The sequence below is a fragment of the Streptomyces sp. NPDC060198 genome, assembly GCF_042728415.1.
Lineage (GTDB): Bacteria > Actinomycetota > Actinomycetes > Streptomycetales > Streptomycetaceae > Streptomyces.
This window is the reverse complement of sequence record NZ_JBHWZJ010000004.1, coordinates 64,083-76,923: the sequence shown is the minus strand read 5'-3', so window position 1 is coordinate 76,923 and position 12,841 is coordinate 64,083. Positions and strand designations below refer to the sequence as shown.

At 71.6% G+C, this 12,841-nt stretch carries 13 protein-coding genes; 12 read left to right on the top strand and 1 reads right to left on the bottom strand.

From position 1 onward, the window contains the following. Positions 1-196 (bottom strand): hypothetical protein (locus ACFWEP_RS01695; protein WP_387363853.1); only part of this gene is annotated, 196 nt, incomplete at its 3' end. On the opposite strand from ACFWEP_RS01695, the gene ACFWEP_RS01690 reads away from it, so the two are divergent. The 12 genes from ACFWEP_RS01690 (at position 144) to ACFWEP_RS01635 (ending at position 12,839) form a co-directional block, all read left to right on the top strand. Beyond that, on the top strand, positions 144-1,337 hold the full coding sequence (locus ACFWEP_RS01690) for an MFS transporter (protein ID WP_387363850.1): 1,194 nt from the start codon (positions 144-146) through the stop codon (positions 1,335-1,337). The genes ACFWEP_RS01695 and ACFWEP_RS01690 overlap by 53 nt on opposite strands. Beyond that, positions 1,303-3,333 carry an inositol monophosphatase family protein gene (locus tag ACFWEP_RS01685; RefSeq protein ID WP_387363835.1) on the top strand — a complete coding sequence of 677 codons (2,031 nt, stop codon included), beginning with the start codon at positions 1,303-1,305 and terminating at the stop codon, positions 3,331-3,333. Before ACFWEP_RS01690 ends, ACFWEP_RS01685 begins: the two co-directional genes overlap by 35 nt. 112 nt (positions 3,334-3,445) lie before the next feature. Next, positions 3,446-4,342: a sulfate adenylyltransferase subunit CysD gene (gene cysD / locus ACFWEP_RS01680; RefSeq protein WP_387363847.1), complete on the top strand. Its 897-nt coding sequence runs from the start codon at positions 3,446-3,448 to the stop codon at positions 4,340-4,342. Beyond that, entirely contained in the window at positions 4,343-5,644 is a 1,302-nt protein-coding gene (locus ACFWEP_RS01675) for a sulfate adenylyltransferase subunit 1 (protein ID WP_387363832.1), read from the top strand. Further along, a complete protein-coding gene (locus ACFWEP_RS01670) occupies positions 5,637-6,992 on the top strand; it encodes a cation:proton antiporter (RefSeq protein WP_387363829.1) in 1,356 nt (451 codons plus the stop codon). Before ACFWEP_RS01675 ends, ACFWEP_RS01670 begins: the two co-directional genes overlap by 8 nt. Then, positions 6,989-7,390: a hypothetical protein gene (locus ACFWEP_RS01665; protein WP_387363826.1), complete on the top strand. Its 402-nt coding sequence runs from the start codon at positions 6,989-6,991 to the stop codon at positions 7,388-7,390. The genes ACFWEP_RS01670 and ACFWEP_RS01665 overlap by 4 nt, the downstream gene beginning before the upstream one ends. A gap of 45 nt (positions 7,391-7,435) precedes the next feature. Beyond that, complete coding sequence (locus tag ACFWEP_RS01660) at positions 7,436-8,293, top strand: TauD/TfdA family dioxygenase (RefSeq protein WP_387363823.1); 858 nt, start codon at positions 7,436-7,438, stop codon at positions 8,291-8,293. A gap of 57 nt (positions 8,294-8,350) precedes the next feature. After that, positions 8,351-9,415: a hypothetical protein gene (locus ACFWEP_RS01655; protein WP_387363820.1), complete on the top strand. Its 1,065-nt coding sequence runs from the start codon at positions 8,351-8,353 to the stop codon at positions 9,413-9,415. Continuing rightward, positions 9,412-10,734, top strand: a complete 1,323-nt coding sequence (locus ACFWEP_RS01650; protein ID WP_387363817.1) for an acetyl-CoA carboxylase biotin carboxylase subunit family protein — start codon at positions 9,412-9,414, stop codon at positions 10,732-10,734. Before ACFWEP_RS01655 ends, ACFWEP_RS01650 begins: the two co-directional genes overlap by 4 nt. Positions 10,735-10,756: 22 nt before the next feature. After that, a complete protein-coding gene (locus ACFWEP_RS01645; protein ID WP_328720688.1) occupies positions 10,757-11,281 on the top strand; it encodes a thiamine pyrophosphate-binding protein in 525 nt (174 codons plus the stop codon). After that, entirely contained in the window at positions 11,281-11,865 is a 585-nt protein-coding gene (locus ACFWEP_RS01640) for a thiamine pyrophosphate-dependent enzyme (RefSeq protein ID WP_387363813.1), read from the top strand. Before ACFWEP_RS01645 ends, ACFWEP_RS01640 begins: the two co-directional genes overlap by 1 nt. An 80-nt stretch (positions 11,866-11,945) precedes the next feature. After that, positions 11,946-12,839: an isocitrate lyase/phosphoenolpyruvate mutase family protein gene (locus ACFWEP_RS01635; protein ID WP_387363810.1), complete on the top strand. Its 894-nt coding sequence runs from the start codon at positions 11,946-11,948 to the stop codon at positions 12,837-12,839. The last annotated feature ends 2 nt before the right edge of the window (positions 12,840-12,841 follow it).

Here is a 12,841-nt window from a genome sequence, read left to right as displayed (position 1 = left end):
GGTCACCACCGGCCCGCTTCGGCGTTCTCGGTATCCGGCGACGTCGGAATGGACGGAAGAGGAATGGCATGGAAGTGGACGCGAACAAGAGGGAGGCGGAAAGCGATTTCTCCGCGTACCGGAACCCGCTTGTTTCGGTCACGATGGCGAGCACCTTTTTTCTTAAACTGGTCTCTTTTCTCTGCATACCTTTCATGACGATTTACCTGAGCAAGAACGTCGACGCCCCGCCGTACGTCATCGGCATCATCGTCGGCGGAAGCCAGCTGGGGTCGCTCACCGCCGGATTCTTCAGCGGGGTGCTCGCCGACCGCGTCGGGAAGCGACGGGTGCTCCTCATCGGGCTCTTCGGGAGCGCCCTGGTGTTCCTGCTCTTCTGGACGGTGGCGACCTGGTTCCGGGGCGCCGCGCTGTTCCCCCTCGCGTTCGGCCTGCTGAACGCCTGTTACGGAGTCATGTCGGCCTTCTTCTGGCCGGTCACCCAGGTGCTGATGGCCGACAGCCTCCCCAAGGAGCGCCGGCCCGCGGTGTTCCGGCACCGCTATGTGGTGACCAACTTCGCCGTGGGCGTCGGACCGCCGGCCGGTGCCTTCCTCGGTGTCGCGTCCGCCCGGGCGGCCTTCGTCATCTCGGGCTGCTCCTACCTCGTCTTCGCCCTCGCCTTCTGGTGGCTCACCCGGGGCACCGGCTTCGGAGCCTCGGACCGGGTGGCGGAGCGGCGCAGCTTCACCGGGGCGATCAAGGTGCTCGGCTCCGACCGGGTGTTCCGGGGCCTGACGGTCTCGATGATCCTGTTCACCCTGGCCTACTGCCAGATCGACTCGAACCTCTCGGCGATCGTCAACGGGAGCTTCTCGGACGGAGTGCGCTTCTTCTCCGTCCTCCTGACGGTGAACGCCGTCGCCGTCATCGCTCTGCAGCCGCCGGCCACCATGATCGCCAAACGCATCGGTCCCCGCCGGACGCTGCTTCTCGGCAACGCCGTGTTCACGGTCGTCTGCCTGCTCTTCTCGCTCGTGGAGTTCAGCAAGACCGGTCTCGTCGTCCTCGTCGTGCTGGTCAGCGCGGCCGAGGTCCTGGTGGTCCCCACGGTCAGCGTGGTGGTCGACGAACTGGCACCACCCACCATGCGCGCCACGTACTTCGGTGCCGCGACCCTGCGCAACCTCGGACTCGGAGCGGGCCCCGCCGCGGGCGGCCTGGTGCTCGCCTCCTTCGACCGGGGGCTGCTCTTCGTCTTCATGGGCTTGTGCGGCGCGGCCGCCTGGGCCGTCGTCCACTTCACCCTCAGGGAGAACTCCGATGCGGATACTGGTCCTTCACCAGAACCTGTTTGACAGGCTCGGCTACGAACAGGCCATCGACCACACGGCGCACGACGTCACCTACGCCGGTACCCAGGACTACCTCGACAACATTCCCGGGCACATCCGGTGCCGGACGTTCGCCTGGGACCCGGCGCTTCCGGTCGCCGACCAGCTGCGCCCGTTGCTGGCGGAGTCGGACCCGTACGACCGGATCATCGCCCGGCACGAACTGCTGATCACCCCGGCCGCCGAGCTGCGGGCCGAGTTCGGCATCCCGGGCATGGGGCCGGGGACGGCCCGCAACTTCCGCGACAAGGTCGCGATGAAGCACACGCTGGCCGAAGCCGGCATCCGGGTGCCGCGCTACCTGGCGCTCGACGCCCCGGACACCCTGAACACCCTCGACTCCCTCGGCAGCGCCGACGGCGGCCCGGCGCTCTGGCAGGGCCCGACCATCGTGAAGCCGCGCGACGAGGGCGGCAGCCAGGGCGTCCGGCTCTTCGCGACGCTCGCGGAGGCTACCGCGCACGTCCGTGCCCAGAGCGGCGAGAGCGACGAGTTCGCCATCCGCTACGAGCTGGAGGAGTACGTGGAGGGGCCGATCTGCCACATCGACGGCTTCCTCTTCGAGGGCGAGGCCGTCGTCGTGCAACCGTCCCGGTACGTGGGGACGCCGCTGCGCTTCGAGAACGGCGAGCCGCTCGGCTCGGTCCAGTTCGACGACCCGGAACTGGCCGAGTGGACGGTCCGGTGCGTACGCGCCCTGGGCGGCGGGACGCTCACCTTCCACCTCGAAGCGATCATGACCGAGGACGGTCCGGTCTTCATGGAGGTGGCGGCGCGCTGTGGTGGCGGGCACATCGTGGGCGCCACCGAACTGCGCACCGGTGCCAACCTGCACCGCCTGGACATGGCGTCGGACGTCGAGGGCACGCTGGCCACCCGGTTCGTCGGACCGGCCGACGCGGGGCTGAGCCACGGCTTCTTCCTCTTCCCCGGCCATGTGCACCGCGGGGCCGAGGTCACCGTGGAGGTCGCCGACGGACTGCTCGACGACCCGATGGTGCTGAGCCACCGGATGACGGCCGCCGGCGTCCGGACGCCCCGCAAGCACTCCTACCGGCCGGAGAACCTCCCGCTCTCCGGAGTCGTGGCGCACAGGGACCCGGCGGAGATGGAGCGCTGGATGCTCCGGCTCTTCGCGGGCACGACCGTCACCGGCCGCTTCGATGCGTACGACGCGACGGGGTGCGCACCCGAGGACCACGCGCTGGCCCACCGGCTCGCCGAGGAGGCCGGTGCCCTTCTCCTCGGGCTGCGCACCGAGGAGAACTTCGGTGATCCCCGCGCGCTCAAGGACCTCGGAGACCTGCGGTCGCACGAGTTCCTCGCCGCGGAACTGGCCCGTCACCGGCCCGAGGACGCCGTGCTCTCCGAGGAAGGCGTCGCCGACCCGGCGCGCCTGGCCGCCAAACGGGTGTGGATCGTCGACCCGCTGGACGGCACCCGGGAGTTCTCCGAGACGGGCCGCACCGACTGGGCCGTCCACGTGGCCCTGTGGGCGGAGGGCCGTCTCGTGGCGGGAGCCGTCGCGCTTCCGGCCCTCGGCATCACCCACTCCACGGCCGGCGAGGCTGTGGCACCGCCGGACGCGGCCCGCACGCGGGGAATCCTCGGCAGCCGCTCCCGGCCGCCCGCCTTCCTCGCGAAGGTCGCCGACCGGGTCGGCTCGGAACTGATCGGCATGGGGTCGGCCGGCGCCAAGACCGCCGCGGTGGTCCGCGGCGAGGCGCGGGCGTACATCCACGCCGGAGGCCAGTACGAGTGGGACTCGGCGGCCCCCGCGGCCGTGGCGCTCGCCGCCGGGCTGCACGTCTCCCGCCTGGACGGCACCCCGCCGCGCTACAACCGGGCCGACCCCTACCTGCCCGACCTGCTGGTCTGCCAGGCCGCCGACGCCCCGGCGCTCCTGGAGGCGATCCGGCTGGAGGAGCCGGGAACGCGGGAGCCGGAGGAGGCGCGGTGAACCGGAGCGGCACCGCCGCCACCGTGGCTCCGGGCGGATCCACGGTCGCCGGACCGGTCTCCCGACCGCACGCACCGCTCACCGAGGAGGGACCACCGTGACGCACACCCCCATGAACCGTCCCACGCACCTCGACGCCCTGGAGGCGGAGTCGGTGCACATCTTCCGTGAGGTGGCCGGAGAGTTCGAGCGCCCGGTCGTCCTCTTCTCGGGCGGCAAGGACTCCATCGTGATGGTGCACCTGGCGCTGAAGGCCTTCTGGCCTGCGCCGGTGCCGTTCGCCCTGCTGCACGTCGACACCGGGCACAACTTCCCCGAGGTCATCGCGTACCGCGACCGGGTGGTGGCGGAGCACGGACTGTCCCTGCACGTGGCACACGTGCAGGAGTACATCGACGACGGGTGGCTGACCGAACGGCCCGACGGCCTCCGCAACCCCTTGCAGACCGTGCCGCTCCTCGACGCCATCCGAAACAACCGTTTCGACGCGGTGTTCGGCGGCGGGCGGCGCGACGAGGAGAAGGCCCGGGCCAAGGAGCGGGTGTTCTCGATGCGCGACGAGTTCGGCGGCTGGGACCCCCGCCGCCAGCGCCCCGAACTGTGGCGGCTCTACAACGGCCGTCACACGGCGGGCGAACACGTCAGGGTCTTCCCGCTCTCCAACTGGACCGAGCTCGACGTCTGGCAGTACATCGAGCGCGAGAAGACGGAGCTCCCGGCCATCTACTTCGCCCACGAGCGCGAGGTGTTCGCCCGCGACGGCATGTGGCTGACCCCCGGAGCCTGGGGCGGCCCCGCCCGGACCGAGACCACGGAGCGCCGGCTGGTCCGCTACCGCACGGTCGGCGACATGTCCTGCACCGGAGCCGTCGACTCCGAGGCGGCCACCGTCGCCGAGGTGATCACCGAGATCGCCGCCTCCCGCCTCACCGAACGAGGCGCCACCCGCGCCGACGACAAGGTGAGCGAAGCGGCGATGGAAGACCGCAAGCGCGAGGGGTACTTCTGAATGTCCACCACCACACCGCGGCGCCCGGTGGAAACCACGCTGCTGCGCTTCGCGACCGCCGGATCGGTCGACGACGGGAAGTCCACCCTGGTGGGACGGCTCCTGCACGACTCCAAGTCGATCTTCACCGACCAGCTCGAAGCCGTCGGCGCGGCCTCCCGGCGGCGCGGTCAGGAGACGCCCGACCTGGCGCTGCTCACCGACGGCCTGCGCGCCGAGCGCGAGCAGGGCATCACCATCGACGTGGCGTACCGCTACTTCGCCACGCCCCGGCGCCGGTTCATCCTGGCCGATACCCCGGGGCACGTGCAGTACACCCGGAACATGGTGACCGGCGCCTCCACCGCCGACCTCGCCGTCGTCCTGGTCGACGCCCGTAACGGCGTCGTCGCACAGACCCGCCGCCACGCCGCCGTCGCCGCCCTCCTGCGCGTCCCGCACGTGGTGCTCGCCGTCAACAAGATGGACCTGGTCGGATACGACGAGTCCGTCTTCGCCGCCGTCGCTGCGGAGTTCACCGCGTACGCCGTCCGGCTCGGGGTCCGCGGCATCGTCGCGGTGCCGGTGTCCGCGCTGGCCGGCGACAACGTGGTGGAGCCGTCCGCGCACATGGACTGGTACGCGGGTCCGACGCTGCTGGAGCACCTGGAGACCGTCCGGGTCGACGCGGATCCGGCCGGCCAACCGGCCAGGTTCCCGGTGCAGTACGTGATCCGCCCGCAGCGCGGCGAGTTCCTCGACTACCGCGGCTACGCGGGCCAGTTGGCGTCCGGAGTGCTGCGGACGGGCGACGTGGTGACGGTGCTGCCGTCCGGAATGAGCGCCACCGTCGTGGGAGTCGACATCCTGGGCACCGCCTCGGACGCCGTACGGGCCGGACAGTCGGCCACCCTGCGCCTGGCCGAGGACCTGGACATCTCCCGCGGCGAACTCGTCGTGGCCGGGGCGCCGCCCCGGCTCGGCCAGGACGTCGACGCGACCGTGTGCCACCTCCACGAGAAGCCGCTGCGGGCGGGGGACCGGGTGCTGGTCAAGCACACCACGCGCACGGTGCGCGCGGTGGTCAGGGAGATCCCGCACCGGATCGACATCGACACCCTCGACCGGCGTCCCGGCGACGACGGCCTGCACGTCAACGACCTGGGCCGGGTGCTGCTGCGCACCGCCGAACCGCTGGCCCTGGACGACTACCGCGACAACAGGACCACCGGATCCTTCCTGCTGATCGACCCGGCCGACGGGACGACGCGCGGCGCGGGCATGGCCGGACCCTTCATCGAAAGCGAGGCGCGCCGTGCCTGACGTCGATCTCTTCAGACTGCTGGCCTCCCTGCTGGTACTGCTGGTGGCCGCCCACTTCATGGGACGGCTCTTCGGCCGGCTGCGCCAGCCCCCCGTGATCGGCGAGATCCTCGGCGGTCTCCTCTTCGGGCCCTCGCTGTTCGGGCTGATCACCCCCGAGGCGCAGGCCTGGCTGTTCCCGAAGACCGGACCGGCCTCGGCCGGGCTGACCCTCGTCTACCAACTCGGCACCCTGCTGCTGATGTTCCTCGCGGGCATCCAGATGCGGGCGGTCTTCTCCCGGCAGGACAGCCGGGCGGTGGGGCTCATCGCCGTGGTCGGCATGGTGATCCCGTTCGGTTTCGGGCTGCTCCTGGTCCAGGTGGTCGACCTGTCCGGCGCGATGGGGCCGGCGGCCGACAAGACCGCGCTGACCCTGGTCATCGCCTGCGCCGTGGCCATCACCAGCATCCCGGTGATCTCCCGGATCATGCTCGACCTCGGCATCACCGGCACGGCCTTCGCCCGGGTGGTGCTCTCCGTCGCGGTCCTGGAGGACGTCGTCCTGAACGTGGTCATCGCGGTGGCACTCGGCATGGTCAACAGCGGCAAGCACGACACGTTCGGGGCCGCTTCGCTGCTCGGTGTCGGCTCCGGTTACGGGGCCGCCGCCTACCACGCGCTGGTCTCGCTCGCCTTCTTCGGCGCGGTGGCCGCGGTGAGCGTCGTCGTACGGCGGCTCCTCGCCCGGAACCCGCGGGCCGCCTCCGACGACCGCCCCACGAGCCGGGTGGCGGTCCGCCTCGCCCTGGTCCTCGCCGCCGCGGGGGGCTGCCTCTTCCTCGGTATCACCCCCATGTACGGAGCGTTCGTCGTCGGGCTGATGACGGGCTGGGGACGTCCCCCGAAAGCCGCGGGGGACGAGCCGGAGAAGGCCATCCAGGGCTTCGCGACCGGGTTCTTCATCCCGGTGTACTTCGCCGTCGTCGGCCTGAAACTCGACCTCGTCCACTCCTTCGCACCCCTGTACACCCTGCTGTTCATCGCCTTCGCCTGTGTGGTCAAGGCGGCCAGCGTGTACGCGGGTGCGCGCTGGGCGGGCCGCGCGCCCACCGACTCGGTGAACCTCGCCGTGGCGATGAACGCGCGCGGCGGACCGGGCATCGTGCTGGCGACGCTGTCGTACGACGCGGGCATCGTGAACGCGACCCTCTTCACCACGCTGGTGCTCACCGCGATCGTCACCTCGCTGATGGCCGGCACCTGGCTGGAGAGCGCCATCAAGCGGGGGCTGCTGCTCCGCGCCGACCCTCCCGTCCCACCCGTCGGCGTGAGGCGCCCCGACCCGGTCGAAGCGGGTGCCGTATGACCGCCCTGCCCTTCTGCACCTGCCTGCCGGGAGCCACCCTCTGGCTCGACGGTGTCGGTGAGGCGACCGTCGGCGAACTCACCCGGAGGCTGCTCGACGGCCACCGCCGCCGGGTGGAGGTGCTCACCCCGACGACCTCGGCCGTTCCCGGCGAGACCCCGAAGGCCGCCGCCGAACGGATCGGCCTGGTGGCCGAGATCCTCGCCCGCCACGGAATCCTCACCCTGGTCGTGGCCCCCGCCGGGCAGCCGTCGGACCGGGAGCACGTCCGGGCCCGTCATCTGCGGGCCGGCACCACGTTCCTGGAGGCACCCACGGCCGGGACGGATGCCCCGGCACCGTCCGCCGACGCGCTCCTCGCTCTGCTGACCGAGCACGGTCTGGTCCGGACCGACTGACCGTCCCGCGCTCCGACGCGGTTCTCACCCCAGGGAGTTGTCACCATGTTCGAAGACATCGCCATCGACTGCGCCGGGCTCTCCCCGGCGGAGATCGAGACGGCCACCGTCACCTCGGTGGCCGACCACCGGCTCGCCTACCTGCGGAACTTCCCGCTCGACGTCGAGCAGTACACCGGGCTCCTGGAGCGCCTCGGCGAGCTGTGCCCGAACTACGCCGCCGGATCGACCAAGGCGGCGTACGGGCTGCATCCGGCGATCAACACCGTACGGTGCCGTGCGCCGCAGTCCGAGGGCGCCGAGCGGGTCCAGGAGAAGGCCGGTTCGCTGCCGATGCACTCCGGCCGCTCCTTCGCCCGGCGCCGCCCGCTGCACCTGGCCATGCTGATGGCCGACCCGGGCTGGCAGGACTTCGGGGCCGGCCACAACGGCGAGTCGCTGATCGTGCGGTGGGGCGACGTGCTCGCCGAGCTGCGCGTGCGCTTCCCTCAGCACTGGGCCGAGGACCTGCGGCTGCTCACCGGGTACGCCATGAGCTTCCCCGCGTCGCACCTGGACGAGGACCCCTCCGAACTGCCCTTCCTCTACGTCCCGGGCACCCCGCGCCGCACCGCGGTCCCGGACGACGTCGCGGCCCGCCTGCCCCAGGACATCGGCCGGCTGCGGAAGGCCGCCGAGTCGGTCAAGGGCGGCGAGCGCTGGTTCGAGGCGGTCACCCGTTTCCAGGAGACCGCCAACGACCCCACGGTCCAGCAGGTGTACGTCATGGCGGCCGGCGACGTCGTGGTCCTGGACAACGACCGCTACGGGCACGGCCGGCAGGAAGTGGTGGCCGCCCGCACGGACGCCGACGGAGTCCAGTCGGTGAATCCGCGGACCATCTGGAGCGTCAACATCCAGTAGCCCCGCCCTCCCTCCCCTTCGGCCTCGACCCATCACATTCTCTCAACGGAACGGGACATGAGCAGAGTCATCGCGAGTTGTACGCGTGGAGCGCAGGCGCTCCCGGAGCGGCTTACCTCCGTCGAAGGCACCGGCCGGGCGGGCGATCTCGTCATCGCCCGCGTCGTGCGGGTCGGCGCCTACAAGGCGGTGGAGAACATCCACGGGCGGGACGTCCGCATCCGCGTCGGGGACGAACTCGTCGGCGTGCTGGGCGACCGCCACTCCACCACGTCGATCTACGGCGGTCTGCCGGAGAGCGGCCTTCCCGTCCGGGCGGGAGCGCCGGCCGACCTGCTGGCGGTCGGTGGCGTCGTCGGCATCGCCGCGTCCTCCCCGGCCTCCCTCGGCACGGCCACAGCCCTGGAGCTGGTCGGGCTCGCCGCCGACGCGGACGGACGGGTGGTGCGCCTGGAGAGGCGCTCCGCGCCCACGGTGGCCGGCACCCCGGTGGTGTTCGTCGGAGGCACCGCCGCCGAGGTGGGCAAGACCACCTTCGCCGCCGCCCTGGTCAACCACCTGGCCACCCGGCACGGCATGCGGGTGGGCGTCACCAAGCTGGCGGGCACCGGCCGGCTGCGCGACCTGCTCACCCTCGCGGACGCCGGTGCGCGCTGCGCGGCGGACTTCGTCGACGCGGGTCTGGCCACCACCTACGGGCACTCGGCCGAGGCGGTGGTGGGTGCCGCCCGCCACCTCGTGGGCCGGCTGGCCGAAGAGGGCGCGGAGCTGGTCGTCGCGGAGCTCGGCGGCGACCTGTGGGGCGCGGGGATTCCGGACATTTTGCGCGATGCCGGTCTGGTCGACGCGGCCCGCGCCCTGGTCCTCGTGCCCTCCGACACGATGGCCTCGCTCGGCGCGGACACCTGGCTGACCCAGAACGGCATCACCATCCCACCGGTGCACGGCGTACCGCACCGCAACGTGATGGCCGCCAGGGAGCGGGTGGGGCGGGGCATGGGCGTCCAGCTCGTCGACCCGCACGACGAGCAGGACATGGAGCGCCTGGTCCGCGAGGTGCTGCTGCCCGTACCGGCCGAGGCGGGCGCCTTGCCCGTACCGGCCGAGGCGGGCGCCCGATGAGCGACACCGGTTCCCACCTGGTCCTGCTGCTCGGAGCCGGGGGCATCTCCCCGGACACCGCGCTGCGGGCGGCGGTGGGGGTCACCTCCGAGGTCAGTGTGGTCTGGTACGGGAGCGCTCCCTCGGGTGCCGCCGTCGACCGGCTCCGTGCGCAGTGGAGCGAGTCCTTCGACGGCGAGTGGCTGACCACCGGCGATCACCTGGACATCCCCGGCCTGCTGGTGGACCTCGACCGCCGCCGGCCGGTCCACGGGGTCGCGACCTTCGGCGAGCCGCTCATCGTGGTGCAGGCCGAGGCGCAGCAGCGCCTCGGGCTGCCCGGCAACCCGCCGGAGACGGTCCGTACCGCCCAGTCGAAGCTCGCCCAACGGCGCCGGCTGCGGGCGGCGGGCGTCGAGTCGGTCCGCTTCCACGAGATCGCGGACGAGTCGGACGTACCGGCGGCGGTCGCCGGTGTGGGATTCCCCGCCGTCCTCAAGCCGGTGCACGGGGCCGCCAGTTTCCTGGTGAGCAAGGTCCACGACGAGAAGGAGCTGCGGGACCGGCTGGGCGAGGCCCTCGCGGCCTACCGGACGTCCCCGCTGTTCGATCCCGAGCCCCTGTTCGTCCTGGAGCAGCTCCTGGTCGGCGACGAGTGGTACGGGCGCCCCGGCTTCGGCGACTACGTCAGCGTCGAGTCGCTGGTCGAGGACGGCCGCGTCAGGCACGTGGGGATCACCGACAAGCTTCCGCTGCACGGGTTCGTGGAGACCGGCGGCGTGGTGCCCACCTCCCTGCCCGCGGACCGGCAGAGCGAGGTGTTCGAACACGCGGACCGGATCATCGAGGCCCTGGGCATCCGCTGGGGCGCCACCCACCTGGAGCTCAAGCTCACTCCGGACGGGCCGGCCTGCATCGAGCTCAACGCTCGGCTGGGCGGCCCGATGGGCCACCTGCTCCGGGCGAGCAGCGGGACGGACGTCGAGGCGGACGTCATGCGCCTCGCGCTCGGCCGTCCCGCCGAGGGCGACTACCGGAGCGTCCGGTACGCGCTGAACCGCGCGGTCCCGCCGCCCGCGCGGGCGGTGAAGCTGGTGCGCCAGACGCCCCGTGAGGAGCTGCTCGCGGCATTTCCGGAGCTGGTGTTCTGCAAGACGCGCTTCGCTCCCGGAGCCGAGCTGCATCCCGATCGGCCCTACAACGTTCTGACGTTCCTGGTGACCGGCGACGACGTGCGGTCCTGCCTGGCCGCCGCGGAACGGGTGACGGCCGCCTACCGGGCCGAGTTCGTGGCGCTCGACGACGGCGCCGCTGTCCCCTTCACCGCCTCGTTCCACTGACCCGATCCGACGGAAGGCCAACATGCACACCACCACCGTGGGCTCCACCACCGCCCGCGACCTGCTGCACAGCCTGGTGGACCACGGGTACACCCTCGCCACGGGTGTTCCGTGCAGCCTGCTCAACGGCGCGTTCCGGCTCCTCGAGGAGCCGGGCGACGATGCCCGGCTCGCAGGTCTCCGCTACGTGCCCGCGCCGCGTGAGGACAGCGCCGTCGGCATCGCCTCGGGGGCGGTCGTCGCGGGCGAGCGCGCCGTGGTCCTCATGCAGAACTCCGGCCTCGGCTACTGCCTGAACGTCATCACCTCGTTCAACCTCATCTACGACGTACCGGTGCTGCTGATCGTCAGCTGGCGCGGCCACGACGGCAACGACGCCGTCGAGCACGACGTGATCGGCGCCGAACTGCTGCGGCTGCTGGACCTGTTCCGGCTGCCCCACACCGTCCTCGACCCCGCGGACCCGGCCGGCTCCGTCTCCACCGCGATCGACCAGATGGACAAGGAGCAGCGCTGCGGCGTGCTCATCGTCCGGGAAGGCATCTGATGCCCGCACCGCTGCTCGCCCCTGCCTTTGAGCTGAGTCTCTCCGAGGTGGTCCGGGAGATGCTCGTCCGGCACCCGGACGCTCTGATCGTCTCCACCTGCGGGTTCACCAGCCGCGAGCTGTTCAACGCGGCGGACCGGCCGGAGAACTTCTACCTGGTGGGATCGATGGGCATGTCGGCGCCGGTCGCCCTCGGCCTCGCGCTGGCCCGCCCCGAACGCACCGTGATCGCCCTCGACGGCGACGGTTCGCTGCTGATGAACCTCAGCGTGCTCCCGCTGGTGGCCGCCTCCGGTACCCGGCTGCTGCACGTGGTCGTGGACAACGGCATGCACGAGAGCACAGGCGGTCAGTCCACCGTGCAGCGCTCCGACTTCGTCGCGCTGGCACTGGCGGCGGGTTACCGCAGCGCCGTCCGTGTCGAGACGGCCGCGGAACTCCGCGCGGCCGAACTGACGGAGGGTCCCGCCCTGTTGCACGCGCTCACCGGTCCGCGCACGGACGGCCCGGGCCGTCGGGTGACGCACACGCCGCAGGAGATCGTCGAGCGCGTGCGTACGGCGGCGAACCGGCCGGTCCGCTGACTCCGCGCGTTCCCGGGCCACTTCGTGCGCCGGCCCACCACCCCACCTCTCAACCCGTCACCTTTCCGAGGAGAACTCCCATGTCCAAGACCCGTGTTCTGCGTGACGCTCTCAACGGTTCCACCATCGCCCGCTTCATGGGCGCTCACAGCGCGCTGACCGCGAAGCTCGGCGAGGAAGCCGGCTTCGAGGCGATCTGGGCGAGCGGCCTGGAGATCTCGGCGGCCCGCGCCGTGCCGGACGCCAACATCCTGTCCATGGCGGAGTGTCTGGAAGCCGCCGCCGAGATAGCCGGCGCGGTGGACGTCCCGGTGCTGGCCGACTGCGACTCCGGCTTCGGCGGTGTCGGCAACGTCGCTCACATGGTGCGCTCCTACGAGGCCCGGGGCCTCGCCGGCGTCTGCATCGAGGACAAGCAGTTCCCCAAGATGAACAGCTTCGTCGAGGGCAACCAGGACCTGGCCCCGATCGGTGACTTCGCGGCGAAGATCACCGCGGCGAAGGAGGCGCGCAGCGACGAGGACTTCGTGGTGGTGGCCCGTATCGAGGCCTTCATCGCGGGCGCCGGACTGGACGAGGCGCTGCGCCGCGCGGCCGTCTACGAGGCGGCCGGCGCCGACGCGCTGCTGATCCACTCCAAGATCGCCAACGCCGACGAGGTGTACGCCTTCCGCGACGCCTACCGGGGCGTGCTGCCCGTCATCGTCGTGCCCACCACCTACCCGCAGGTCACCGCGACCGAGCTGGGCGAGCACGGCTTCGGCGGAGTGATCTACGCCAACCAGGGTCTGCGCGCGTCCATCAGCGCGATGCGCGACGTCCTCGCGCAGATCAGCGAAGCCGGTACGACCTACGCCGTGGAGGGTTCCATCGCCTCCCTGAAGGACGTCTTCGCCCTCCAGAACGTGGACGATCTGCTCGCCCGCCAGAAGCGGCACGACGAGCTCACCGCCACGTACTCCGCCATCGGCTGAGC

Bases quoted from the DNA above. Each gene is read 5' to 3' on its own strand.
- ACFWEP_RS01685 (WP_387363835.1), top strand. From the start codon at position 1,303: ATGCGGATACTGGTCCTTCACCAGAACCTGTTTGACAGGCTCGGCTAC.
- ACFWEP_RS01640 (WP_387363813.1), top strand. From the start codon at position 11,281: ATGCCCGCACCGCTGCTCGCCCCTGCCTTTGAGCTGAGTCTCTCCGAG.
- ACFWEP_RS01645 (WP_328720688.1), top strand. From the start codon at position 10,757: ATGCACACCACCACCGTGGGCTCCACCACCGCCCGCGACCTGCTGCAC.
- ACFWEP_RS01675 (WP_387363832.1), top strand. From the start codon at position 4,343: ATGTCCACCACCACACCGCGGCGCCCGGTGGAAACCACGCTGCTGCGC.
- cysD (WP_387363847.1), top strand. From the start codon at position 3,446: ATGAACCGTCCCACGCACCTCGACGCCCTGGAGGCGGAGTCGGTGCAC.
- ACFWEP_RS01690 (WP_387363850.1), top strand. From the start codon at position 144: ATGGCGAGCACCTTTTTTCTTAAACTGGTCTCTTTTCTCTGCATACCT.
- ACFWEP_RS01635 (WP_387363810.1), top strand. From the start codon at position 11,946: ATGTCCAAGACCCGTGTTCTGCGTGACGCTCTCAACGGTTCCACCATC.
- ACFWEP_RS01660 (WP_387363823.1), top strand. From the start codon at position 7,436: ATGTTCGAAGACATCGCCATCGACTGCGCCGGGCTCTCCCCGGCGGAG.
- ACFWEP_RS01655 (WP_387363820.1), top strand. From the start codon at position 8,351: ATGAGCAGAGTCATCGCGAGTTGTACGCGTGGAGCGCAGGCGCTCCCG.
- ACFWEP_RS01665 (WP_387363826.1), top strand. From the start codon at position 6,989: ATGACCGCCCTGCCCTTCTGCACCTGCCTGCCGGGAGCCACCCTCTGG.
- ACFWEP_RS01650 (WP_387363817.1), top strand. From the start codon at position 9,412: ATGAGCGACACCGGTTCCCACCTGGTCCTGCTGCTCGGAGCCGGGGGC.